Consider the following 23,271-nt stretch of genomic DNA (forward strand, 5'->3'; position numbering starts at 1 on the left):
GATTCCTCAGACGGTAGGGGGCCGCCACGGCTCGTGCTCGTGCGTGAGCCAGACGAGCTCGGGCTCGAGCGCGCGCACGAGCAGCTGCCCCTCGGTGCTCGGCTCGTCCAGCTCGCCGAACCACACCGCCACGTCGCCGCCGACGACGATCGGCCGCCTGCCGGTCTCGACGACCACGACCTGCATGCCGTCCGAGTGCCCGGGTGCCGGGACGAGCCGAAGCCCGGGGAGCAGCTCGTGCTCGCCGTCGAGCGCCTCGTACGTCACGCCGGGAGCGTCGACCCACTCGGGGATCGTGTAGCCGTCGGCGCGGGCATCCTCGAGCTCGCGGCGCTGGACGTAGATCGGCTTGCCGGCGAAGAGGTGATTCTCGCCGCAGTGGTCGAAGTGCAGGTGGGTGTTGACGACGATGTCGACCGCGCCGACGTCGAAGTCCTGCGTGCTCAGGGGCCGGATGCGCGGATCCAGGTCGGCGGCGGCCGGGTGCAGCTCCTTGATCCCGGTGTCGACGAGCACGCGCGCATCCGGATGGTCGATGACGTGCGCGTAGACCGGCATCCGCTTCCCCCCGGCGAGGAGGTCGGCGACGAAGATCGGGGTGATCGTGATGGGGGCGGGGGCGGGCATCGTGCGGGTTGAGACGGTCGGTGGTCCGAGAACTCATCACCCCGCGCCGGGAGCCCCCTCACGGGGCAGCCAACGAGGACCCCTATGCTGGCGTCGTGTTGCGTGTGCGCCGTCTCCCCGTGTGGCTGTTCCTCGGGTACGTCGTCGCGCTGGCTGCCGTGTTCTTCCCGTTTCGCGTCGATCGCCGCGGGTGGTGCGGCGGAACGCTCGGCGGGTGTGGCCCGCTCCCGACCTACGACTTCCTCGCCGCGACGGCGCCGTTCGTGCTGGGGCTCGGGCTGGTCGCGCTGTTCAGCCTCCGTCGGCCCGGTGAAGGGGTGTCCTGGCTGAGCATCCACGTGCTCACCGCAGCGGCGGTCGCGTTCGTGCTCTTCCTGACGGGCTCCGTCGCGGCGGCGATCGAGCAGATCGGGGACGACGGCATGCTGGTGATCAAGTGACGGGTGCCAGCGCGTACCGCCGGGTAGGCCCCTGATCGGGGCACCGTTGGCGCCGAGCGGGCGTCGGTGCACGGAACGGCGACTACGCTGAGCCGATGTCCCGTCTCGCCTCGATCACCGTCACCGTGGTGGCGTTCGCCGGGCTTGCGGCCGCCCCGGCCTCTGCCGCCACCACGCGCCTCGTCGGCCCGGGGCATCCGTACGCCAAACCCTGCCAGGCGATCGCCGCCGCAGCACCGGGCGACACGGTGCAGATCGATGCGGCCGGAAACGGGAGCTACGACGGCGATGTCTGCCGCAGCACCGTGGCGAACCTCACGATCGAGGGGGTGGGCGGCCGCGCACGGGTCGACGCCGCCGGCCGCAGCAGCGGCGGCAAGGCGATCTGGGTCCTCGCCGGCCCGAACACCGTGGTGCGCAACGTCGAGCTCTCCGGGGCCGCCGTGACCGACAAGAACGGCGCCGCGATCCGCCTGGAGGGCGACGGCGACCTGACGCTCAGCGGCGTCTACTTCCACGACAACCAGAACGGGATCCTCGTCGGCGGCAGCGCCGAGACCGACGTCGTGGTGGAGGGCTCGGCGTTCGCGAACAACGGGGCGGGGGACGGCTACTCGCACAACATCTACATCAGCGGCGCGCGCAGCTTCACCATGCGCCACAGCTCCTCGCGCGGCGCCAGAGCCGGGCACCTCGTGAAGTCCCGCGCCACCGTCAACGACCTCTTCTACAACCGGTTGACGGGCGAGGGCTCGACCAGCTCGTACGAGGTCGACATCCCCAACGGCGGGCGGACCCGCGTGGTCGGCAACGTCATCCAGCAGGGGCCGAACACCAGCAACAGCGGCATGCTCTCCTACGGGGCGGAGGGCGCGCGCAACCCGGACTCCCGGCTCAGCGTCGTCAACAACACCTTCGTCGACGACCGTCCACGGGGCGGCACCGCCATCGCCGTCGGCTCGTCCGTCACGAGCCCGGCCTCCGTGGTCAACAACATCGCGGTGGGACAGGCGACGTTCGTGAACCAGACGACGGCGCAGCTCGCGTCGAACTGCCTGGTCGCCGACCCCCGGTTCGTGAACCGCGCGGCGTTCGACCACCGCCTGCAGCAGGCGTCGCCGTGCCGCGACGCCGGCACCGCCGGCATCGGGGCCGATCTGCCGACACAGCAGTACGTCTACGACCTCGGGGTGCAGCCGCGTCCCGTCGTCGGTCCCGCGCCCGACGCGGGCGCGTTCGAGTGGGGCGCACCCGCGCCGCCGCCGGCCGCCCTCCCCGCCGCGCCCGGTGCCCCGGCGACGACGTCCCCGGCCGGCGGCGGGGCCGCGGCTGGCGGGCCGAGCGGGGCCGGGGCCACCGAGGCCGCCCCGGCGTCCGCCGTCCGCGTGCTCTCGCGCCGGGCGCGACGCAACGGGACGGTCGCGCTGACGCTTCGCGTCTCGGACCCCGGAGCCCTCAGCGCGACGGCGTCCCTCCGCGCGACCGGGGGCAAGCGGAAGACCGTCACCTACGGCCGCGGATCGGTGTCGGCGAAGCGCGCCGGCCGGGTCGTGCTCGTGCTGCGTCCGACGGCGAAGGGCCGCGCGGCGTTGCGGGGTCGCGGACGCGTCGCCGTCGCACTCACGATCCGGTTCCGGCCGACCGGGACCGACACCGTCGTGAAGCGCTCCTCCAAGATCGTCCTGGGACGCACGAAGCGCAACGTCAGCGCGGGCTGACGTCGCCGACGCGGAGCGGGCGGCCGCTACGCACCGTCGCCCGAGCGGTCGATGGCGGCCATGTTGCCCTCGTCGAACCGCTCGCCCGACGCGGGGGTGAGGCGGTTCAGCCGGGCGACCTGGTCGCCGGTGAGCGCGACGCCGTCAGCCGCGGTGTTCTCCGTCACCCGGGCGACCCGCGTCGTGCCCGGGATCGGGGCGACGTCGCCCCCCTGGGCCAGCAGCCAGGCCAATGCGACCTGGGCGAGCGTCGCGCCGACCTCCTCCGCGACGGCCCGGACCTCGTCGACGATGCGGAGGTTGCGCTCCAGGTTGCCGCCGGTGAAGCGGGGGTTGGTGCGTCGCCAGTCGTCGGCGTCGAGACCGTCCAACGAGCGGATGCCGCCGGTGAGGAACCCGTGACCGAGCGGCGAGTACGGCACCAGGCCGATCCCCAGCTCGCGGAGCACCGGCAGGATCTCGGCCTCGGGATCGCGGGTCCACAGCGAATACTCCGTCTGGAGCGCGGCGACCGGGTGCACCGCATGCGCACGCCTGATGGTCGCGGGGCTCGCCTCGGACAGCCCGATGTGGCGCACCTTCCCCTCGGCCACCAGGTCGGCCAGGGCCCCGACGGTCTCCTCGATCGGCGTGTCGGGGTCCACCCGGTGCTGGTAGAGGAGGTCGACGTGGTCGGTCCCCAGCCGGGTGAGGGATCCCTCGAGCGCCGCGCGGACGTTGGCCGGCGTGCTGTCGAGGCCCGGGCGGCCCGTGTGCGAGACGAGGCCGAACTTCGTCGCCACGACGACCCCGTCCCGTCGCCCCTTCAGGGCGCGACCGACGAGCTCCTCGTTCGCGTACGGGCCGTAGACCTCGGCCGTGTCGACGTGGGTGACCCCGAGGTCGAGGGCGTGATGGATGGTGCGGATGGACTCCGCGTCACCGCGGCCGGCGCCCGTGTAGAACGCCGACATCCCCATGGCCCCGAGGCCGATGCGGGAGACCCGCAGGGCTCCGAGCGAACTGGTCCTCATCATCGTGCCGTTCCTTGCTTCGCGTGGTTGCGGGTGGCGCGGACGCCCGGAGGCGTGCAGTTCCATTCCGATCGGTACAGAACGCTAGCAGGCCCCTCCGGCGCCCTCGAGCGGCGCCCGCCCATCGGCGCCCCCGAGGGGAGGGCCGACCACCCCGGGGGCCCCGGCAGCGTCGACGCCGGGAGTACCATCGAGGGATGAGCGACGCTCGAAACGCCGTCATCGGACGGCCTCGGGAGTTCGACGTCGACGACGCGCTCGAGCGCGCGATGCGGGTCTTCTGGGAGCGCGGGTACGAAGGAGCGAGCCTCGTCGACCTGACCACCGCGATGGGGATCACGAAGCCGAGCATGTACGCGGCCTTCGGGAACAAGGAGCAGCTCTTCCGCCGAGCCGTGCAGCGCTACGCGGAAGGCCCGGGCCACTACGCGAAGCTCGCCCTCGAGGAGCCGACCGCACGAGCCGTGGCCGAGGCGTTTCTCCGCGGTGCGGTCGGGACGACGACATCGCCGGGCGATCCGGCCGGATGCCTCAGCGTCCAGGGCGCCCTGGCGTCGGGCGACGGAGGCCGCCCGGCGCGCGACCTCCTCGCCGGCTGGCGCAACGACACGAACCGCCAGCTCGAGGAGCGGTTCCGGCGGGCGATCACCGAGGGCGACCTCCCACACGACGCCGACCCCGGCCGGCTCGCGCGATTCACCATGACGATGGCGTTCGGCATCGCCGTACAGGCTGCCGGCGGCCTCCGGGGCGAGCAGCTCGACGACGTCGTCGACATGGCGCTGCGCACCTGGGGACCGTAGGGCTCCGGCACGGGCTGCCGGCTCGCCCGCCCGCCACGACGCCGGGGCTCCGCGGGCGGCACGCGCCCGACGCAGGGCCCGTCGGACGGGACCACCGCAGCCGAGCGCCTCAGACCTGCGCGAGCCCGCCGTCCGCGAACAGCTCGATGCCGTTGACGTAGCTCGCGTCCGGCGACGCGAGGAAGAGCGCCGCGCCGGCGATCTCGGACGGATCCGCGACACGACCCAGCGGGACCTGCGCGGCGAAGCTGTCGAGGAGGCCCTGACCCTGATCCTCCGGCACGAGCCCGAGGATCCCCGGCGTGCGCGTCGAGCCGGGGGCGAGGGCGTTGACCCGGATGCCCCGGTCCTTCAGGTCCAGCGCCCAGGAGCGGGCGAAGTTGCGGATCGCGGCCTTCGACGCGGCGTAGACGCTGAACGACGCGCCCCCGAGGGCCGACGTCGTCGAGCTCAGCAGCACGATCGACGCGCCGTCCACGAGCAGCGGGAGCGCGCCCTGCACGGTGAGCAGCGTGCCCAGGACGTTGGAGTCGAACGTGTCGCGGTACTGCTGCTCGGTGATCTCGCCGAGCGGGGCGAACGAACCGCCGCCGGCGTTGGCGACCACGATGTCGATCCGCCCGGCCGCCTCGCGGACGACGGCGTAGAGCGCCTCGGCGTCGGTGGCGCTGGCGGCGTCGGCCCGCACCCCGGTCACCTCTCCGTCGATCTGCGCGACCGCGGCGTCGAGGGCCTCCTGCCGGCGGCCGGTGATGAACACGCGCGCACCCTCGGCGGCGTAGCGCTGGGCGATCGCCAGGCCGATGCCGCTGGTGCCGCCCGTGATCACGGCGACCTTCCCTGCCAGAACCTGCGTCATGAGAACTCCTCGATACGTCGTTACGGAACGTCCGGTCCAGAACCGGAGGCGGGAGCATAGCGGAACGTTCGGTCCAGAACGAGTACGCTCTCTCCATGGCGCGCCCCCGGACCTTCGACGAGCCCCAGGTCACCCGACAGGCCCGCGAGGTCTTCCACGACCACGGCTACGCCGCGACCTCGGTGCAGCACCTGACGGCGGCGACCGGCCTGAGCCGCAGCAGCCTGTACGGCGCGTTCGGCGACAAGCACGGCGTGTTCCTGCGGGCCTTCGCCCAGTACTGCGACGACAACGCGGGGGCGATCGAACGGGAGCTCGCCGGCGACGACGCGGGCGCACGCGGACGCCTCGAGCACCACCTGCGAACGAAGGTCCCCGACTCCGACGGGCCGCAGCGCGGGTGCCTGCTGGCGAAGGGCACCGCCGAGCTCGCGGGGGAGGACGTCGACGTCGCCCGGATCGCCGGCGACTTCTACGCGACGTACGAGCGGGCACTCACCGCATGCGTCCGCAGCGCTCAGGCGGCGGGCGACGTCCGCGCCGACCTGGATCCGGCCGCCACGGGCGCGCTGCTGCTCTCGGTGCTGCGGGGCATCGAGACGCTCGGGCGGGCGGGGCACCCGGCGGAGGCGCTGCGGTCGGCGGTGGACGCTGCGATGGCGATGCTGGCGGCGCCGGGGCGCTGACGGTCCGTCCGACCACACGGCGGCTCGCGGCGGGGCACGTCACGAGCCGGCCCTCTCGATGAGGATCGACGCGTGCGGGCTCAGCCGGCGTCGCGCATCCGATGCCGGGTCGTCACCGCGTAGCGCAGGTGCGTGACCCCGTCCTCGCCCTCCCGCGTGTCGAGGCGCTCGAGCTCGACACGCCCGGGCCCGAGGTGCTCGAAGAGGCGCCGCCCCTCGCCCAGCAGCACGGGGACCAGGTGGATGTGGAGCTCGTCGAGCACGCCGGCCGCCAGGGCGAGCCGCGTGACCCCGACGCCGTGGACGAGCACGTCTCGGTCGCCGGCGGCGTCCTTCGCGCGCTCCATCGCCTCGGCCACCTCGGCGACGAACGTGACCCGCGGCTTCGCGTGCGGCTGGTGCCTCTCCGGGTCGCGGGTCAGGACGAAGATCGGCACACCGTCGTGGTGATCACCGCCCCAGCCGCCTGCGGGCTCGAACGTCCCGCGCCCGGCGACGACCGCACCCGTGGCCATGAACGCGTCCCACACCTCGCCGTTGGTGCCGGACGGACGCCCCGGTAGACCACGCTCGTTCGCCGTCGACTCCATGAGCCACCGGTGAAGGCGCTCACCGCCGTCCCCGAGACCGTCGTCGTTCGTCCCGTCCGGGCCCGCGACGAACCCGTCGAGCGACATCGACATGTACAGCACGCTCTTCGCCATCAGCAGCTCCCTCTCTGAGTGATGCGTCCGGGACCGGGCCGCCGGCGCGAACTCATCGCTGCGTGCTGCGTCTCGTGTTCGTCGCGGCGTTCCGCGGCCGCGATGTCGATCAGCCCGCGAGGACGTCGGAGGCGGTGTTCACGAGCTCGCGCAGCTGGACGTCGGGGTGGCGCTTGGCGAAGCGGCGGAGCTGGAAGCTCTCGGTGAAGACCGCGAAGACCGCGCCGTCGGCGCCGAAGAGCGCGACGCCGGCTCCGTCGCCCTCGACGATCTTGGCGTCCTCGAGGTCGATGAGGCGCGCGACGGACCAGGGGAGGGGATCCAGACGGATCTCGGCGCCGAACTCGTCCCGCATCCGCTGCACCACGACCTCGAACTGCAGCGCCCCGACGCCGCCCAGGACGGGACGGGGGTCCTGGATGCCGCCGCGCTGCAGCAGGCGAACGACACCCTCCTCGTCGAGCTGCTGCAGACCGCTGCGGAACTGCTTGTGCCGGCGCGCGTCGAGGTTGTTCGCCGAGGCGAAGCGCTCGGGGGGGATCGTCGGGATGGGCGGGAACGCGACGCGCGCCGAGCCGGCGTGGAGCGTGTCCCCGACGCGGAGGTCCAACGCGCCGACGACGCCGATCACGTCGCCCGGCCAGGCCTCGGGCAGGTCCTGGCGCTCGCGGGCGAACACCGCATGGGCGTGGTGCATCGTGAACGGCCGACCCGTCCGGCTGTTCAGCACCTTCAGTCCCCGTTCGAAGCGCCCCGAGCAGATGCGGACGTACGCGATCCGGTCGCGATGTCGGGGGTCGGTGTTGGCCTGCACCTTGCAGACGAACCCGGAGAACGGCGCCTCGAGCGGCCGGACGACGTCCTCCGTCGTCGGCCGGGCCGTGGGCGGGGGCGCAATCTCCTGCAGCGCCTGGAGCAGCGCGTCGACCCCGAAGTTCCAGACCGCCGATCCGAAGAACAGGGGCGTCGAGGTCCCCGCCTCGAAGGTCGCCGGGTCGTGGTCGGCCTCCACGGCGTCCAGGAGCTCGACCTCCTCGCGGGCCGTCGCCCACCGGGGATCGTCCTCGAGGCCGGCGTCGTCGGCCGCCACGACCTCGTCGTCGACGACCTTCGAACCGCGCGCCGTGCGCGTGAAGCGGTGGAACGACTCGTCACGTCGGTCGATGACGCCGCAGAACTCCTCGCCTGTGCCCACGGGCCAGGTCACCGGGGTGGCCCGCAGCCCGAGCTCCTTCTCGATGTGATCCACCAGCTGGAGGGGGCTCACGCCGGGGCGGTCGCACTTGTTGACGAACGTGATGATCGGGATCCGCCGGGCCCGGGCCACCTGGAAGAGCCGCCGGGTCTGCTGCTCGATGCCCTTCGCGGCGTCGATCACCATCACCGCGCAGTCCGCGGCGGCCAGGACCCGCAGCGTGTCCTCGGAGAAGTCCTGGTGGCCGGGGGTGTCCAGCAGGTTGACGACCACGTCGCCCACGGCGAACCGCAGGACCGTCGAGCTGACGGAGATGCCGCGGTCGCGTTCGATCTGCATCCAGTCCGACGTCGCGTTGCGTCCGCCGGCGCGGGCCTTCACCGCGCCGGCCTCGTGGACCGCGCCGCCGTACAGCAGCAGCTTCTCCGTCAGCGTCGTCTTGCCGGCGTCGGGGTGGGAGATGATCGCGAACGTCCGCCGGCGCCCGGCCTCGCGCAGGAGTTCGGCGGACGCTGCGGCCGTCGGCCTGGCGCCGCCGTTCGATGCAGCGGGGGCCGAGGCGGAGATATCGGCCATCGTTTGACCTTAACGAAGGCGGGGCGTTTTCCTCACCAGCCTGATGATCGCTCGGAGTGGCCGACCTCCGCCTCTCGGCCGGCAGAGGTCCATGACCCAGGCCGGTGCGGACGATGTGATGCCTGACGTTCGCGTGTCCGGGGCGTTGTAGGAGTAAGGCGCCGGATCTCCCGGCGCCGCCGATGTCCGCCGAGTGGGCGGCGAAGGAGTCTCCATGAACACTGCCCGCAGGAACTCGCGCCCGGCCGTCCTGGCAGCCACGTTCGGATCGATCGGCGCGCTCGCTCCGCTGCTGCTCGCGGGGCCCGCGGTCGCCGCGAAGCCGCCCAAGCCGCCGACGCCCAACGGCGCTCCGGCCCTGTCGATCGACGCGGCGCCCACGAACGTCGTGTTCGGCGCGTCCACGGTCCTCTCCGGCAAGCTGTCGGGCGCGAAGGCCCCTGGCGTGGTGGTCCGGATCGAGCAGGACACGACCGCGCCGTTCGGCGATGCGTTCGTCCCGACCGCGAGGACCACCACGACGGCCGCGAACGGCACCTGGTCCGTGTCGGTGCGACCGACGGTCAACGCGCTCTACCACGCCGTCGCGATGGCGTCGCCGACGGTCACCAGCCCGGTGAAGCGGGTGAACGTCCGGCCGGCCGTCCGGCTGAGCGTGTCGGACTCGACGCCGGCGCGCGGTGCCCTCGTCCGGTTCTCCGGCGCCGTGGCGCCGGCACACGACGGCCGCAGCGCGCTGATCCAGCGGCGCGGGACCGACGGCGTGTTCCGCACCGTCGCCAGGGCCCAGCTGCGTGACGCCGGCACGTCGCGTTCGACGTACAGCCGACGGCTGCGGGTCCGCAGCACCGGGGTCTACCGCACCAAGATCGCGCAGCACGCCGACCACACCAACGGGTACAGCGCACTGCGGACCCTGACTGTCCGCACCCCGTAGACGACCGCCCCGGCCCGCCCCGGGCCGGGCGGACGGGCCTGCGTCAGCGGCCCAGGAGACGACGGAGCCAGTCCCGGCGGGTCGCGCGGGCGCGAGCGCCTACGGCGCCGGGCGGCCGAGGGCCACGATGGCGTCGATCACGACCGGCGCGAGCCGCTCCAGCTGCTCCCCGTCCAGCGCGGAGCGGGTCACGAGCTCCGCGACGCCGGCCACCAACAGGACGGCGGTGGGGCGGGGGACGGGACGCACCGCCGCCCCACGCCGCCCGAGCTCGGCCGACGTCGCGACGAAGAGGTCCGCGAAGCGGTCGAGGGCCTCGCGGTGCAGCGCCAGGCCCTGCGGCCCGAGCGTGGGCAGCTCCCGCGAGATGGCGGCGACCAGCAGGGGGTTGGCGTCGAGCGCCTGGAGGTAGGCGGACACGCCCCGCGCGACCTGGTCCTCCCAGGGGGCGGGGCCGCCGATGCCGGCGACGACGTCGTCGAACATCTCGATGCTGACCTCGCGGATCAGCTCCACGAACGCCGACTCCTTGTTCGGGAACGTCGCGTAGAAGGTGCGCTTCGACATCCGCGCGTGACGCACGATGTCGTCGATCTGGGTGCCGGCCAGCCCCTTCTCCTGCAGGGCGGCCGCCAGGCCGTCGAGGATCCGGCGGCGCGGTGCGGCGTTCGGGGCGATCGACACGGTCGGGACCCTACGCAACGCGGGGAGGGGAGGGGAGGGGGCTGTTGCGCGAACGGGTACTTACGGTTACCCTCCCGCCGGTACGCGCCGTTACCGCCCCGGAGATCCACCGTGCCCAAGCTGTCCGTCACGCCCCTCGCCCCGGGGGCCACCCCGAACCCGCCGCGCGGGCCGCGCCTGCCCACCGCCGTCAGCACCGCCCTGTTCGCGTTCGCCCGCCGGCCGTACTTCGCGGCCCTGCAGCGCCGCTACGGCGACGTGTTCTCGATCCCCTTGCCGGGCCTCGGCCGGGCCGTCGTGGTGTGCCACCCGGAGCTCCTCAAGGCGGTGTTCACCGCGGACCCGGCGGTGCTGCACGCGGGGGACAACCCGCTCGGCGCCGTCCTCGGTCGCGGTTCGCTCTTCACGCTGGACGAGGACGAGCACCTGCGGGAGCGCCGCCTGCTGCTCCCCGCCTTCCACGGGGACCGGATGCGCGTGTACGAGGGCCTGATCGAGGAGGAGTCGGTGCGTGCGATGGCGTCGTGGCCCGAGGGCGAGGAGTTCGCCACGCTGCCGGCGTTCAACACCATCACGCTGCGCGTGATCCTGCGTGCCGTCTTCGGGGCCGAGGGAGCGGAGCTCCACGAGCTCGAACGGCTGCTGCCGAAGGCCACCGCTCTCGGTCAGCGGATGGTGGCCGCTCCCGTCCTCCGACGGAACTTCGGCCCGCTGAGCCCCGGCGGACGCCTGCTGCGGATGCGGGCGCGGTACACCGTCATCGTCGACCGCCTCATCGACGAGCGCCTGGTGGACCCGGAGCTGCGGGACCGCACGGACGTGCTCTCGATGATGCTCCAGGCGGTGCAGGACGACGGCGCCGCCGTCGACCGCGCCGCGGTGGCCAACGAGCTGCTGACGTTGCTGGTCGCGGGCCACGAGACGACGGCGTCGTCGCTGGCCTACGCCGTGGAGCGCCTGCGCCGCCACCCGCTGGTGCTGGAGCGCCTGGAGGAGGAGGCCGCGACGGACGCCTCCGCCTACCGCACCGCGACGATCCTCGAGCTGCAGCGCCATCGCACGGTGATCGGCGGCACGGCCCGGCGGGCCGTCGTTCCGGTCGGGCTGGGGGAGTGGAGTGTCCCCGCCCGCACGATGCTGTTCCCGGCGCTCGCCACGATCCACGACGACACCCGCTTCCACGCGCACGCCGAGGGCTTCGACCCCGAGCGGTACCTCGACGCCAAGCCGGGCACGTACACGTGGGTGCCCTTCGGTGGCGGCCGTCGTCGGTGCCTCGGCGCCGCGTTCGCGCTCTTCGAGCTCGACATCGTGCTCCGTACCATGCTGCGCCACTTCGACCTCGAGCCGACGACGGACCGTCCCGAGCGTCAGAGCTTCCGCGGGCTCGCGTACGCGCCGTCCCGTGGAGGGGTCGCGAGCGTCCGCCGGCGGCAGCATCCTCGCGGCGAGGCCGCGGCGTCCACGGCGGGCGGTGCCGACGCCGCCGACGGCCGGGCGGCCGCGGCGACGGGATGCCCGGTGGCGCATTGACGCCATCGGGGCCCAGGGTCGACGGCTGGGAGGACGCATGCCCCACCCGTCCGAGCACGCGCCGGCGCCTACGGGGCCGCGTCGTAGGCGGCACGGGCGTCGCCCACGGCGCGCATGTGCTCCTCGGCCCAGTCGCGTAGGACGGCCAGGCGGGCCTCCAGGGAGTGGCCGAGCGGCGTCAGCGCGTAGTGCACCCGCGGCGGGACGGTGGGTTCGACGCGCCGGGTGACGAGCCCGTCGCGCTCGAGGGTCCGCAGCGTCTGGGAGAGCATCTTCTGGGAGATCCCAGGCGTGCGTCGGCGCAGCGCGGCGAAGCGGACCTCGACGGACGGCTCCTCCGCGAGCACCTTGACGATCATCGACACCCACTTGCTGCCGATCCGGTCGACCAGCCAGCGCGTCGAGCAGTTCGGGTCGAAGAGGTCCCCGCGCTCGAGCTCGACGTCCGGGGTGGTCACCACGGGGTGACCAGGTGAGCCGAAAGTGCCATCTTCCCATCGTAGCGGGGGTCACCTACGGTTACCAGGTGCCGCCTGGAGACCTCTCCGAGGCCCGCCGGAGGCGCTGCTTCGTCCATGCATGACCTCGCCACCTAGGACCTCATGATCCTCAAGACCTATGCCCGCCTGTGGGTGCCCGACCTCGACGCGACGCTGCCGCTGCTCGAGGCGATCGTCGGCCGCCCCGCCGACCTGCGCTTCTCTTTCGAAACCGTCGAGCTGGCCGCCATCGGCGACTTCCTCGTCATCGCCGGTCCTCCGGAGGCGCTCGCCAAGCACCGCGAAGCGACCGGCCCGGTCGTCGTGTCCGACCTCGCCGAGCTCGAGGCCACCGTCGTGGCCGGCGGCGCGGAGATCGTCGGGCCCGTGGCCCAGAGCGCCACGGGATCGTTCCTCTACGCCCGGCACCCCGACGGGTCGCTCGTCGAGTACGTGCAGTGGAAGCCCGAGCTCGTGGCGCGCATCATCGGCTGACCCGTCGGGCTCGCTGCCGAAACCCCGTCTGCTTTTCGCAGCGAGGCCCGGTGGACCGCGGTGGACGGTCGCCAGTCGGTGTCCGCGTCGGAGCCGTCCTGCTGAGCTAGCGGTTCTCCGGGCGTGGGGGATCGCACTCTAGGGTGGGCGCCGTGGATCACTCCCGTCACACCCCCGGGACGGGCGGCTGGGTCCCGGCCGCATGGGTGACGGCCGCGGTGGCGGCGATCGTCGTGGGCATCCTCGCGGTGGAGGTGGCGAAGGTCGACCGTCGCGATCGCGAGCTGTGCCGCACCGGAGTCGCAGTTCGCGAGTGGCAGCGGGCCCGGACGATGCCGCCGGGGTCCGAGGGACGGGACCAGCTCGTCCGGCCGGTCGCGCTCGCTCTGGTCGGTTGCGATCGGCCGTTGATCGGTCTGACCCGCCGCCAGGTCGGGGAGCGACTCGGGAAGCCAGAGGGCCCTCCGGTCGACGGCGACGTGTTCACGCACTGGTACGTCGGGGGCGGCGACCAGCGCGACTCGTCGACGGACTACCTCGTGGTGCGCTTCGCTGCCGGTCGGGTGGTCTCCGCCGAGGTCACCGGTTGACAGCTGCACGGGGGCGACGCTGCACCGGTCCGGTCGTCTCGTTCCGACGAGGCTCGGAGTCTCGGTGCGATGAGGCCCAGGCTCTCGTGCGTCAGATCGGCGGTCTCGCCACATCGAGACCGCCGCGGTCCGCCGGGACGGTTCAGTGGGCGCCGGCGAGCTGGCCGGAGAGCGCGTCGTGCAGATCACTGGACGGTTCGTTCAGTCCGGTGATCTCGACGGACTTCCCCTGCTTCTCGTACTTCGTCGTCAGCGCGTCGAGGGCGGAGACGGCGGAGGCGTCCCAGACGTGCGCCCGGCTCATGTCGATGAGGATGCGCGCGGGGTCGTCGGGGTGGTGGAACGCGTCGGTGAGCTCCTCGTTGGAGGCGAAGAACAGCTCGCCCTCCACCCGGTAGGTGACCGAGGTGCCGTCCGGGGAGACGGTGCGCTCGACGCTCAGAAGGTGCGCGACGCGGCGGGCGAAGAGCGCCATCGAGGTGAGGACGCCGACGCCGACGCCGATGGCGAGGTTGTCGGTCGCGACGGTCGGTATGACCGTGAGGAGCATGACGACGGTCTCGCCGCGGGGCATCCGCCTGAGGGTGGCCGGCTTGACGCTGTGCCAGTCGAAGGTCGCACCCGGGCGAGGCTCGGTCCCCTCCTACGGTCCGATCAGTGTCAGCCAGCCCGTGAGCACAAGCAGCGTGACGAGGATGACGGGGATGGTCAGCACGATGCCCACGCGGAAGTACGTGCCCCAGCCGATGTGGATGCCCTTGCGATCCAGCACGTGCAGCCACAGCAGCGTCGCGAGGCTGCCGATCGGGGTGATCTTGGGGCCGAGGTCGGCGCCGATGACGGTGGCGTAGACCATGAGCTGGTGGGGGAGACCCGTCGCGCCGGCCGCCTCCACACCCAAGGAGGCCACGAGCACCGTCGGCATGTTGTTCATCACGGAGGAGAGGCCGGTGACGACGAACCCGGTGCCGTACGCGGCGCCGAAGGAACCGGAATCCGCGAAGGAGCGGAAGAGGTCTCCGAGGTCGTCCGTGAGCCCCTGGTTGCGCAGCCCGTAGACGACGAGGTACATGCCGAGGCTGAAGAGGACGACCTGCCAGGGGGCGCCGCGGACGACGGAAAGCACGTCGATGGTCGGGCGCTCGCGCGTAGCGCGGGGTGTCGGTCCCGCGCCGTGGCCGGGGCCGGCGGTTGCGAGGACCGGCGCGCCGGTGGTACGGAAGGCGCCGGCGGGCTGCCGGGCGGCGATCAGCACGATCCCGACGGCACACAGCGTCGCCACCGCGGCAATCGGCACGCCGAGGGGGTCGGCGACGAAGTAGCCGACGAGCAGCACGCCCAGGACGACCCAGCCGGCGCGGAAGACAAGCGGGTCCTTGATCGCTGCGGCCGGGTCGCCGAGGAGCCCGACATCGTAGGTGGGCGGGATCACCTTGCGGAAGTAGAGCCGCAGCACGAGCAGGCTGGCCAGCAGGGAGGCGATCGCCACGGGGACCATGACGACGGCGTAGCGCGCGAACCCGATCTCGAAGAAGTCGGCCGTGACGATGTTGACGAGGTTCGACACGACGAGCGGGAGCGAGCCGGCGTCGGCGATGAACCCGCAAGCCATGACGTAGGCCAGCGACGCGGCGGGGGAGAACCGCAGTGCGACCAGCATGTTGATGACGATCGGCGTGAGGATGAGCGCCGCGCCGTCGTTGGCGAAGACGGCGGCGATCGCGGCGCCGAGGAGCACGATCAAGGTGAAGAGGAGCTTGCCGTTGCCGCGGCCCCAGCGGGCGACGTGCAGGGCGGCCCACTCGAAGAACCCCGCCTCGTCGAGGACGAGGGAGATCAGGATGACCGCGACGAACGTGATCGTCGCGTTCCAGACGATGTCCCAGACCGTCGGGACGTCGGAGAAGGAGACGACGCCGGTCGCCAGCGCGACCGCGGCACCCGCCAGCGCGCTGACGCCGATCGGCAGGTTGCGAGGCTGCCAGATGACGAGCGTGAGGGTCGCCAGGAAGATGGCGATCGCCAGCGCGAGCATCAGCTGCCAGTCGCCCCGGCGAGCTCCTCGACCAGGGCGTGAATGCGGCGGTCGATCGCGTCGCGGGTCGCGCGGACGCGGTCGACGTCCTGGCCGGCGGGGTCCTCGAGCTCCCAGTCGACGTACCGGACCCCGGGGACAAACGGGCACTCGTCGCCGCAGCCCATCGTCACGACGACGTCCGCCCACTCCGCCATCTCGCGCGTGAGCTTCTGCGGCGTGCGGTCGCGGAGGTCGATGCCGAGCTCGTCCATGACCTCGATGACCTCGGGGTGCACGCGCTCGGCGGGGGTGGTGCCGGCGGAGCGGCCCTCGTGGGCGTCGCCGGCGGCCCGACTGAAGAGGGCCTCGCTCATCTGGGAGCGGCCGGCGTTGTGAAGGCAGACGAAGAGGACGTGGCTCATGGGGGACTCCTGGGGAGGACTGGTCGGGCACACGCGATGACGCTCACCGCCGGCCTGCCACCCACGGAGGCGGTCGGCAGGGTCCGCAGCGTAATCATCCACGAACGTCGATGCAATCGACAACGGTGAATAGATGGGGTAGCTTGCTGAATCGATGACCGTCGATCTGCAGCTCGAGCCCAAGACGAAGCGCGCCGCCGGCGCGCCCTGCTGCGAGCCCGTCGTCTACCCCGACGTCGACCGGGAGCAGGCCGTCCGCCTGGCCGAGGTCGCCAAGGCGATCGGCGACCCGATCCGGCTGCAGCTCGTCGACGTGCTGCGCAAGCACGCCGGGAAGGTCTGCGTCTGCGAGCTCGTGCCGCTCTTCGACGTCTCGCAGTCGACGCTCTCGCACCACCTCAAGAAGCTGCGCGACGCCGGGATCGTCGACTCCGAGCGCCAGGGCCTGTGGGCCTACTACTACGTGCTGCCGGGGGCGATCGACGAGCTCGCGGCCTGGCTCGGCTGACCCCCTTCCACCGAGAGGACCCGATGACCACCACCGATCCGACCGCCCTCACCGACGACGCGCTTCGCGAGCAGGTCCGCGCGAAGTACGCGCAGGCCGCCACCCAGACCGGCAGCTGCTGCTCCCCGGCGGTCGCGACGACCGACGAGGACGGCAGCCAGGTCTTCGGCGCCGCGCTCTACGACGCGGGGGAGGCCGCCGACGCCGGCGACGCCGCGGTCAATGCGTCCCTGGGCTGCGGAATGCCCACCGCGGTCGCCGACCTGCACGACGGCGAGACGGTGCTCGACCTCGGATCCGGCGCCGGCGCGGACGTCCTGATCTCCGCCCGCCGCGTCGCGCCGGGAGGCCGCGCGATCGGGCTGGACATGACCGACGAGATGCTCGAGGTCGCACGCAAGAACGCCCATGAGGCCGGCGTGCAGAACGTCGAGTTCGTCAAGGGCTACCTCGAGGACATCCCGCTGTCCGATGCCACCGTCGACGTCGTGATCTCCAACTGCGTGATCAACCTCGCCGGCGACAAGCACCAGGTCCTCGCCGAAGCCGCGCGCGTCCTGCGCCCCGGCGGACGCTTCGCGGTCTCCGACGTGATCGCCGACCCCGGCATGGACGACGCCACCAAGCGCGACATGCAGCAGTGGACCGGTTGCGTCGCCGGCGCACTGACCCGCGCCGAGTTCGAAGACGCGCTCGCCGCCGCCGGCCTGGTCGATGTCGAGATCACCGAGACCCACCGCGTCCACGAGCACGCCTCCTCGGCCATCATCCGCGCGAACAAGCCCGCCCGGTAGTCGGCAGCGAGGAGCGCACCGAACGGGGCTCCGCTCATGCCAACTGCCCGCGGCGGGATGGCGCCGGGAGGGGGCCTCTCCCGTTCTAGGTTTCCATAAGATCGATTATCGAGCGCAGACTTCGAAGCGCCGGTCGCTCTGCTCGAGCTCGACTACGTGCTGGGCATGGCCCGCCAGGTGTGGGCCCCTGATGTCGCAGCACGCTGGTTTGGCTCGGCGAACGCGCTCCTCGACGGGCTGGCCGGAGGCGGCCGCGTCGCCAAGTCTTGGTTTGGCTGCGCTCTCGTTCGTCGGAGCGCGAGGCGGCTCTCAGTGGCGCCGAGGATCTGCGTGGCCTCACTCCGCTGTTCTGGAGCTACATCCAGCCTACGGCGAGGTCAGGCTGGACCTCGCCGCTCGACTGGCACTGAACGCTCGCGGCACGTCGTAGCGTCGGGTACGTGCTCGTGCTGTGTGCCCGCACAGGACGGGACGCCCGACCTGCTGGTCGTCGCTCGTGGACTCGAAGGCCAGTCGCAGGAGTTCACGTTGGTCCGAGCCCGGTCGCGCGGTCGACACCCATCCCACCGTGGTCAGTCCTTGCGGCCGCTGAGCGCCAGGCCTGCGCCGAGGCCGATCATCGTGAGGCCGCCGGCCCCACCGATGAGCTCAAGGCGCCGAGGAGAGCGCAGCAGCCACGAACGGGCGGAGCCGGCGGCGAGAGCCCAGGCGCCGTCGAACACGACGGCCAGGCCCACGAAGATTGCGCCGAGCACGAGCAGCTGCTGCGGCACGCCGCCGGCAGATGGATCGACGAACTGTGGCAGCACCGCGGCAAAGAACACGATCGACTTGGGGTTCATCAAGCCGACCACGAACCCGTCGCGCACGATGCGGCGCATCGTCTTGGGATCAACGCTCTGCCCGAGGGCGTGGCGAAGGGCGTGGCGATGTCGAAAGGCCTGCACGCCGAGGAACACCAGGTACGCGGCGCCCCCAAGCTTGATCAGCGTGAACACGGCCGCGGAACTCGCGACGATCGCGCCAAGGCCGAACGCCACGGCGATCACCTGCAGGTACACGCCCGCTGCGTTGCCGCCAACCGTGGCGACTCCAGCGCGACGCCCGAGCGTCAGCGAACGAGTGACCGTAAACAGCACACTCGGCCCCGGCACGGCGAGGATCACCAAAGACGCGATCACGAAGGCCAGCAGGTGCTCAGTCGGCGGCATCTGCTCAGGTTAGCTCCGACCCTGGGCGACTGCGACAACGGGCACGGCGCATGTCCTTAAGGTCCTGTGCACGCGGGAATGTGTAAGCCCAGTAGCTCTACAGTGGCGCCATGCCCCGTATCGGCCTTCTGCATCCCGGAGCGATGGGAGCCGCCGTCGGCGCGCAGCTCGTCGCAGCGGGTCACGAAGTGCTGTGGGCAAGCCACGCACGATCGGCGTCCACAGCCGCGCGAGCCGCGCGCGCGGGTCTGGTCGACGTCGGTGACGTGGCCACTCTGGCCAGCCGAAGTGAGCTTTTGGTATCGATCTGCCCACCGGACGCGGCCCTCAGTATCGCCCGCTCGATAGCCGGCTTCGATGGGCCGTTTCTCGACGCCAACGCGGTCTCCCCCGCCACCGCCGCGCTGATCGCGCAGGCGGTGGGCACCCGGATCACGGACGGCGGGATCATCGGCCCACCCCCGCAGCATGCGGGTACCCGCTTGTACCTCTCAGGCCACCAGGCCGAGCGTTTTGTAGACCTCTTCGCCGGAACCGCCATCGAGGCGCGGATCCTGCAAGACGGCGGCCCGTATGCCGCGTCGGCGCTGAAGATGGCGTTCTCGGCGTGGTCGAAAGGCAGTGCAGCGCTGCTGCTCGCCGCCGCTGCTGCAGGTAGCCGCCTTGGCGTCGGCGAAGCGCTGAACAACGAGTGGGCCCTCTCCCGCCCCGGGCTCGCAGACAGGCTCAGCGCCGCCCGCCACGACGCCCGCGAGAAAGGCTGGCGATGGGCCGGCGAGATGGACGAGATCGCGTCGATGCTCGCCGCAGTCGACCTCCCGGCGGGTTTCCACGCCGCCGCGGCCGACATCTACCGAGATCCGCCCGGCGCCACTTAGCGCCTTCCCGCCGCTGCGCCGGACCGTGCCTTCAGACGCTCTTCGAGCAGCTGCGCGCCGCGCGGATCATCCCCTGAGCGCGCCGACACCAACGCCAGCCCACGAACGGCCGGAGTCCTCCGGGCGCCAGGCAGGCAGAGGGCCTATGCCCAGGCGAGGGACCCCCGAGAGGCGACCGTCGCACGTCACCTTCGGGACGGGAGTTCCAAAGCCACGTTTGCCACATGCCTGCCGTGGTGAAACAGGGAGCACGAACCGTCGACCGCCGCTCGGCTGAGCGGAGGTCGCGGTAGGCGGGCGAGACGTTGCCGACGGCGCGTCACGACGTTCCACCGCGCCCGAACCAACGACTCGAGATGAACGCCATGCCACAGGACGACGACGACATCCCCCAGCCGCAGGGCGCCGCGGAGGTGACGCCGTTCCTCGTGCTCGTCGCCGCCATCTCCGCCATCGGTGGCCTGCTGTACGGCTACGACACGGGGATCATCTCCGGCGCGCTGCTGCAGATCACGGACGACTTCGGCATCGAGTCCCAGTGGGAATCGGTCATCGCCGCGAGCATCCTCGCCGGCGCCGTCATCGGAGCGCTCCTGTGCAGCTACCTCTCGGAGAAGTTCGGCCGCAAGAAGACGATCGTCCTCGTGGCCACCACCTTCGCGCTCGGCGCGCTCGCCAGCGCGGTCTCCCCCAGCCCCACCACGCTCTCCCTCAGCCGCGTGCTCCTCGGCTTCGCCGTCGGCGGCGGCACCCAGGTCATCCCGATGTACGTCGCAGAGCTCGCGCCCCCCGCGCACCGCGGCCGGCTCGTGCTCATGTTCCAGGTGGCCATTGGCGTCGGCATCGTCATCGCCACCATCGTCGGCGCGACCGAGATGGTGGACTGGCGCGTCGCCATCGGGGCGGCTGCCGTCCCGGCCGTGATGATGCTGCTGGCCATGCTGCGGATGCCCGAGAGCCCGCGGTGGCTGTTCAAGCAGGATCGCCGCGACGAGGCCACGGCGGTGCTGAAGCGCATCCGCCCCCAGGGCGTCGACGTCGAGCCCGAAGTGACGATGATCTGCAAGCTCGAGCGCAAGGAGCGCTCGGCCAAGACGCGCGGCTGGAGCGGGCTCAAGGAGCCGTGGGTGCGCCCCGCGCTGGTCGTCGGCTGCGGCGTCGCGATGTTCACCCAGCTCAGCGGCATCGAGCTGATCGTGTACTACGCGCCGACGCTCCTCACCGACAACGGCTTCAGCGACACCGCCGCACTGCGGGTGAGCGTCGCGCTCGGCGTCACCTACCTCGTCTCCCAGCTCATCGGCCTGGCCATCATCGACAAGGTCGGTCGCCGGAAGATGACGCTGGTCACGCTGCCCGGGGCGGCCGGGTTCCTCTTCCTCGTCGGCGCCCTCTTCACGTTCGGCCTCGACGACATGACGTGGGCGATCGTCGCCGGCCTGATCATCTTCATGGCCTTCACCGCGGGCGGCCTGCAGCTCATGGGGTGGCTGACCGGCTCGGAGATCTACCCCCTCGCGGTGCGCGGGCACGGCACCGCCGTCCAGGCGGCGACCCTCTGGGGTACGAACCTCATCATCAGCGTCTCGCTGCTCACGATCGTCGACGCCCTCGGCGTCGGCCCGACGCTGTGGATCTACGCGGGCTTCAACGTCGCTGCGTTCATCTTCGTCTACAAGCTCATGCCCGACCTCACCGGGCGCAGCCTCGAGCAGATCGAGGACGCGCTGCATCGCGGCCGGTTCCGTCCGGACACCTTCCCTGCGCGACGCGACGAGGAGGCCGACTCCTCCATGAGCGCACGGGAGCCGCAGGTGGCCGGGCGCACTGGGCGGCTCTCTAGGGACGAGGCGGACGCGGCCGAGCAGGAGCACCCCCCGAAGTCCCTGACGTAGGCGCGCCGGGCGGCGTCGATCCACGTCGCTGTCCCCCGGCTCGACCGATCGGTGGACCTCAGAGACGGCTGCTAGCCGGGACGCCCGCCCAAGACGCGGTACGTGGTCTGGACCATCCCGCCGTCGAGAACCGCGGTGCGGACGTGCTCGAGGGGCACGTCGCCGCCGAGCGGCCCGAACAGTGAGGGCCCGTCGCCGATGAGCACGGGTACTTGGGAGAGCGTGAGCTCGTCGACGAGTCCGGAGGCGAGAAACCAGCGGATGGTCTCGCCACCGTCGACGTAGACGCGCCGGTGGCCGCCCCGCTGCAGTGCGTCGACGGCCGCCTCGGCGGAGCGATGCACGGTGATCCGGGAATCTGCGTCCGCTGCAAGGGTCGTGCTGATCACGTGCATCGGCCGATCGAGGTAGGGCCAATGCTCGTCGGAGGCAATGGCCTCGTAGGTCCTCCGGCCCATCACCACCGCGTCGACGGACTCCACGAACGGCGTGAAGCCTGCGTCCCCGGCGGCGGCGCCGCGGCTGGTCAGCCAGTCGAGGTCGCCATCGGGCCTGGCGATGCGGCCGTCGACGCTCAGACCGAGGAAGACGGCGGCGCTGAGGGATCGCTGCGATGCGGTCACGGGACCGATCCTCTCAGCAGCGACCGGCAGTGCTCAAGCCGAAGCCGACGGGCGCTGCAGCGCTTCGGTCGTCTCACGTTCAACGGCACCGGTCGACGCGGTCGACGAAGTCGCCGACCGCGGTGGCGAAGGCGGCGGGCGCCTCCTGCGCGACGAAATGCCCGACGTCCGGGATCGTGACCGCGGTGACGTCGTCGGCGACCTGGCGCATCGTCTGCTCGGTGAACGGGGCGTACATGCCGTCGACGGCAAGCACGGGAACGGTCAGCGGCCGCGACTCGGCCAGCGCCCGCATCCGGTCGCCGCCGGTCAGGGAGGAACGGTAGAGCTCCTCGGTGCCGCGCCAGCCGCCCGGCCGCGCGTAGGTGCGGGCGAACTCGTCGAGGTCGGCCTCGGTGACCCCGCCCGGCACCGTCGTCATCGCCGCGACGGCCCAGTCGAGCATCACGCGCTCACGGCCGGCCAGGAACAGCTCCGCGATCCCCGGGGCGGCCAGGAATCCCACGTGCCAGGAGCCGCCGTTCCGCACGTCGGCCAGCATCTCCCAGCCGTACCCCGGAAGCGTGGTCTCCACGCCGGTGAAGCTGAGGACGTCGCCGGGGTGCGAGGCCGCGAACGCGAAGACCGCCCCACCGCTGATGTCCTGGCAGGTCACGTGCACGGGCCCGACGCCGAGGTGGGCGACCAGCCGGTGCAGGTCCTCCGCCATGGTGGCCACGTCGTGGTCGCCGTCGGCGATGCCGGAGTCGCCGAAGCCGCGCAGGTCGACGGCGAACACCCGGTGGTTGGCGGCGAGCAGCGGGATGACGTCGCGGAAGGCCCACCAGGACTCCGGCCACCCGTGCACCAGCAGGATCGGGGAGCCGGTGTCGCCCGCCGAGACGTAGTGCAACGTGGTGCCGTTGACCTCGGCGGTGTGGTGCGTGACGCCCGCCACGGCGGGCGAGGCGGTCACGAAAGAGCTGGGCATGCGATGGGTCCCGAGATAGACAACGAGGTTGCCTTCAGTATTGACAACCCGGTTGTCCATGTCAAGCGACGATCTAGACTGCGGTCATGTCCTCAGGATCCGGCGCCGATCTCGCCCTGCTGCTCCTGGGCAGCTACCGCAATCTGGTGGACGAGGTGGTCCGGGAGCTGGCGACCCGGGGGTACCCCGACGCCCGGCCGTCGCACGAGTACGCGATCCGGGCCATCCGAGCCGGCTCCGACAGCGCGTCGGACCTGGCCCGCAGGCTCGCCATCACCAAGCAGGCCGCGGCCAAGACGATCGCCGCGCTCGTCGAACGCGGGTACGTCACCACCGAGACCGACCCCGCCGACAGCCGCCGCAAGACCATTCGGATCACCGATCACGGGCTCGGGCTGCTCGCCGAGGGCACGGCGATCTTCGACGAGGTGCGCGCCCGCTGGGAGGTGCGTCTGGGCGCCGCCGAGCTCGCCAAGCTGGAAACGCAGCTCGCCCAGTTCGTCTGCGACTCCCCCATCAACCTCGACGCTCCGGGCTGGGCGGCGGGACAGGAACTGCGCTAGCGGTCAGCCGAGGGTTTCGCGACCGGTCGCCCGATGTTGTCGTCCCACACC

Annotated in this window: 25 protein-coding genes and 1 pseudogene; 13 read left to right on the forward strand and 13 right to left on the reverse strand. The window is 72.0% G+C overall.

The annotated features are described in order from the left end of the window. Nucleotides 1-6: 6 nt before the first annotated feature. A complete protein-coding gene (locus F593_RS0113950) occupies nt 7-627 on the reverse strand; it encodes an MBL fold metallo-hydrolase (protein ID WP_022929366.1) in 621 nt (206 codons plus the stop codon). 95 nt (nt 628-722) lie between these two features. Between F593_RS0113950 and F593_RS0113955 the strand changes: the two genes are divergently transcribed. Next, on the forward strand, nt 723-1,067 hold the full coding sequence (locus F593_RS0113955) for a hypothetical protein (RefSeq protein WP_157251818.1): 345 nt from the start codon (nt 723-725) through the stop codon (nt 1,065-1,067). A gap of 95 nt (nt 1,068-1,162) precedes the next feature. Beyond that, the gene (locus tag F593_RS28475) at nt 1,163-2,785 is read left to right on the forward strand and encodes a right-handed parallel beta-helix repeat-containing protein (protein ID WP_022929368.1); all 1,623 of its coding nucleotides are present in this window, start codon (nt 1,163-1,165) and stop codon (nt 2,783-2,785) included. A gap of 26 nt (nt 2,786-2,811) precedes the next feature. On the opposite strand, the gene F593_RS0113965 is transcribed toward F593_RS28475, so the two are convergent. Beyond that, nucleotides 2,812-3,798: an aldo/keto reductase gene (locus tag F593_RS0113965; RefSeq protein WP_022929369.1), complete on the reverse strand. Its 987-nt coding sequence runs from the start codon at nt 3,796-3,798 to the stop codon at nt 2,812-2,814. Nucleotides 3,799-3,995: 197 nt separating this feature from the next. On the opposite strand from F593_RS0113965, the gene F593_RS0113970 reads away from it, so the two are divergent. Further along, complete coding sequence (locus F593_RS0113970; RefSeq protein ID WP_022929370.1) at nt 3,996-4,601, forward strand: TetR/AcrR family transcriptional regulator; 606 nt, start codon at nt 3,996-3,998, stop codon at nt 4,599-4,601. 109 nt (nt 4,602-4,710) lie between these two features. Here the strand turns inward: F593_RS0113970 and F593_RS0113975 are convergent, their stop codons facing one another. Further along, nucleotides 4,711-5,460, reverse strand: coding sequence for an SDR family NAD(P)-dependent oxidoreductase (locus F593_RS0113975; RefSeq protein ID WP_022929371.1), 750 nt, complete (start codon nt 5,458-5,460; stop codon nt 4,711-4,713). A gap of 95 nt (nt 5,461-5,555) precedes the next feature. Here F593_RS0113975 and F593_RS0113980 point away from each other — a divergent pair, with 95 nt between their 5' ends. After that, nucleotides 5,556-6,146, forward strand: coding sequence for a TetR/AcrR family transcriptional regulator (locus tag F593_RS0113980; RefSeq protein WP_022929372.1), 591 nt, complete (start codon nt 5,556-5,558; stop codon nt 6,144-6,146). Between the two features lie 80 nt (nt 6,147-6,226). On the opposite strand, the gene F593_RS25330 is transcribed toward F593_RS0113980, so the two are convergent. Both F593_RS25330 and F593_RS0113990 read right to left on the reverse strand, forming a co-directional pair. Further along, entirely contained in the window at nt 6,227-6,850 is a 624-nt protein-coding gene (locus F593_RS25330; RefSeq protein WP_022929373.1) for a dihydrofolate reductase family protein, read from the reverse strand. Nucleotides 6,851-6,959: 109 nt separating this feature from the next. Continuing rightward, nucleotides 6,960-8,621: a peptide chain release factor 3 gene (locus F593_RS0113990; RefSeq protein ID WP_022929374.1), complete on the reverse strand. Its 1,662-nt coding sequence runs from the start codon at nt 8,619-8,621 to the stop codon at nt 6,960-6,962. 214 nt (nt 8,622-8,835) lie between these two features. On the opposite strand from F593_RS0113990, the gene F593_RS0113995 reads away from it, so the two are divergent. Next, entirely contained in the window at nt 8,836-9,558 is a 723-nt protein-coding gene (locus F593_RS0113995) for a hypothetical protein (RefSeq protein ID WP_022929375.1), read from the forward strand. 99 nt (nt 9,559-9,657) lie between these two features. Here F593_RS0113995 and F593_RS25335 read toward each other — a convergent pair whose 3' ends face one another. Continuing rightward, complete coding sequence (locus tag F593_RS25335; protein ID WP_022929376.1) at nt 9,658-10,242, reverse strand: TetR/AcrR family transcriptional regulator; 585 nt, start codon at nt 10,240-10,242, stop codon at nt 9,658-9,660. A gap of 111 nt (nt 10,243-10,353) precedes the next feature. Between F593_RS25335 and F593_RS25340 the strand changes: the two genes are divergently transcribed. Next, nucleotides 10,354-11,775: a cytochrome P450 gene (locus F593_RS25340; RefSeq protein ID WP_022929377.1), complete on the forward strand. Its 1,422-nt coding sequence runs from the start codon at nt 10,354-10,356 to the stop codon at nt 11,773-11,775. A gap of 68 nt (nt 11,776-11,843) precedes the next feature. Here F593_RS25340 and F593_RS0114010 read toward each other — a convergent pair whose 3' ends face one another. Beyond that, the gene (locus F593_RS0114010; protein ID WP_211216174.1) at nt 11,844-12,233 is read right to left on the reverse strand and encodes a winged helix-turn-helix transcriptional regulator; all 390 of its coding nucleotides are present in this window, start codon (nt 12,231-12,233) and stop codon (nt 11,844-11,846) included. 144 nt (nt 12,234-12,377) lie between these two features. Between F593_RS0114010 and F593_RS0114015 the strand changes: the two genes are divergently transcribed. After that, on the forward strand, nt 12,378-12,749 hold the full coding sequence (locus F593_RS0114015; RefSeq protein ID WP_022929379.1) for a VOC family protein: 372 nt from the start codon (nt 12,378-12,380) through the stop codon (nt 12,747-12,749). 152 nt (nt 12,750-12,901) lie between these two features. Beyond that, complete coding sequence (locus F593_RS0114020) at nt 12,902-13,339, forward strand: hypothetical protein (RefSeq protein WP_022929380.1); 438 nt, start codon at nt 12,902-12,904, stop codon at nt 13,337-13,339. A 142-nt stretch (nt 13,340-13,481) separates the two neighbouring features. Here the strand turns inward: F593_RS0114020 and F593_RS0114025 are convergent. The 3 genes and pseudogenes from F593_RS0114025 to F593_RS0114035 form a co-directional block, all read right to left on the reverse strand. Continuing rightward, a pseudogene (locus F593_RS0114025) lies at nt 13,482-13,958 on the reverse strand (STAS domain-containing protein); the annotation flags it as partial. 24 nt (nt 13,959-13,982) lie between these two features. Then, nucleotides 13,983-15,374, reverse strand: a complete 1,392-nt coding sequence (locus F593_RS0114030; protein WP_022929382.1) for an arsenic transporter — start codon at nt 15,372-15,374, stop codon at nt 13,983-13,985. Further along, nucleotides 15,374-15,778 carry an arsenate-mycothiol transferase ArsC gene (locus tag F593_RS0114035; protein ID WP_022929383.1) on the reverse strand — a complete coding sequence of 135 codons (405 nt, stop codon included), beginning with the start codon at nt 15,776-15,778 and terminating at the stop codon, nt 15,374-15,376. The genes F593_RS0114030 and F593_RS0114035 overlap by 1 nt, the downstream gene beginning before the upstream one ends. A gap of 154 nt (nt 15,779-15,932) precedes the next feature. Here F593_RS0114035 and F593_RS0114040 point away from each other — a divergent pair, with 154 nt between their 5' ends. Together F593_RS0114040 and arsM are read left to right on the forward strand one after the other, a co-directional pair. Next, on the forward strand, nt 15,933-16,286 hold the full coding sequence (locus tag F593_RS0114040) for an ArsR/SmtB family transcription factor (protein WP_022929384.1): 354 nt from the start codon (nt 15,933-15,935) through the stop codon (nt 16,284-16,286). Nucleotides 16,287-16,309: 23 nt separating this feature from the next. Beyond that, nucleotides 16,310-17,080, forward strand: coding sequence for an arsenite methyltransferase (gene arsM, locus F593_RS0114045; protein WP_022929385.1), 771 nt, complete (start codon nt 16,310-16,312; stop codon nt 17,078-17,080). A gap of 572 nt (nt 17,081-17,652) precedes the next feature. On the opposite strand, the gene F593_RS0114050 is transcribed toward arsM, so the two are convergent. Next, on the reverse strand, nt 17,653-18,291 hold the full coding sequence (locus F593_RS0114050; protein ID WP_022929386.1) for a LysE family translocator: 639 nt from the start codon (nt 18,289-18,291) through the stop codon (nt 17,653-17,655). Nucleotides 18,292-18,401: 110 nt separating this feature from the next. Here F593_RS0114050 and F593_RS25345 point away from each other — a divergent pair, with 110 nt between their 5' ends. After that, nucleotides 18,402-19,169, forward strand: a complete 768-nt coding sequence (locus tag F593_RS25345; RefSeq protein WP_022929387.1) for a DUF1932 domain-containing protein — start codon at nt 18,402-18,404, stop codon at nt 19,167-19,169. Between the two features lie 305 nt (nt 19,170-19,474). Then, nucleotides 19,475-21,064, forward strand: a complete 1,590-nt coding sequence (locus F593_RS25350) for a sugar porter family MFS transporter (protein ID WP_281166659.1) — start codon at nt 19,475-19,477, stop codon at nt 21,062-21,064. Between the two features lie 71 nt (nt 21,065-21,135). Here F593_RS25350 and F593_RS0114065 read toward each other — a convergent pair whose 3' ends face one another. Both F593_RS0114065 and F593_RS0114070 read right to left on the reverse strand, forming a co-directional pair. Further along, on the reverse strand, nt 21,136-21,687 hold the full coding sequence (locus tag F593_RS0114065; protein ID WP_022929389.1) for a dihydrofolate reductase family protein: 552 nt from the start codon (nt 21,685-21,687) through the stop codon (nt 21,136-21,138). 79 nt (nt 21,688-21,766) lie between these two features. Next, a complete protein-coding gene (locus F593_RS0114070; RefSeq protein WP_033207473.1) occupies nt 21,767-22,657 on the reverse strand; it encodes an alpha/beta fold hydrolase in 891 nt (296 codons plus the stop codon). Between the two features lie 86 nt (nt 22,658-22,743). Here F593_RS0114070 and F593_RS0114075 point away from each other — a divergent pair, with 86 nt between their 5' ends. After that, nucleotides 22,744-23,220: a MarR family winged helix-turn-helix transcriptional regulator gene (locus F593_RS0114075; RefSeq protein WP_022929391.1), complete on the forward strand. Its 477-nt coding sequence runs from the start codon at nt 22,744-22,746 to the stop codon at nt 23,218-23,220. Nucleotides 23,221-23,271: the final 51 nt, after the last annotated feature.

Origin of the sequence: Patulibacter americanus DSM 16676 (assembly GCF_000420025.1) — a bacterium.
Taxonomy (GTDB): Bacteria; Actinomycetota; Thermoleophilia; order Solirubrobacterales; family Solirubrobacteraceae; genus Patulibacter; species Patulibacter americanus.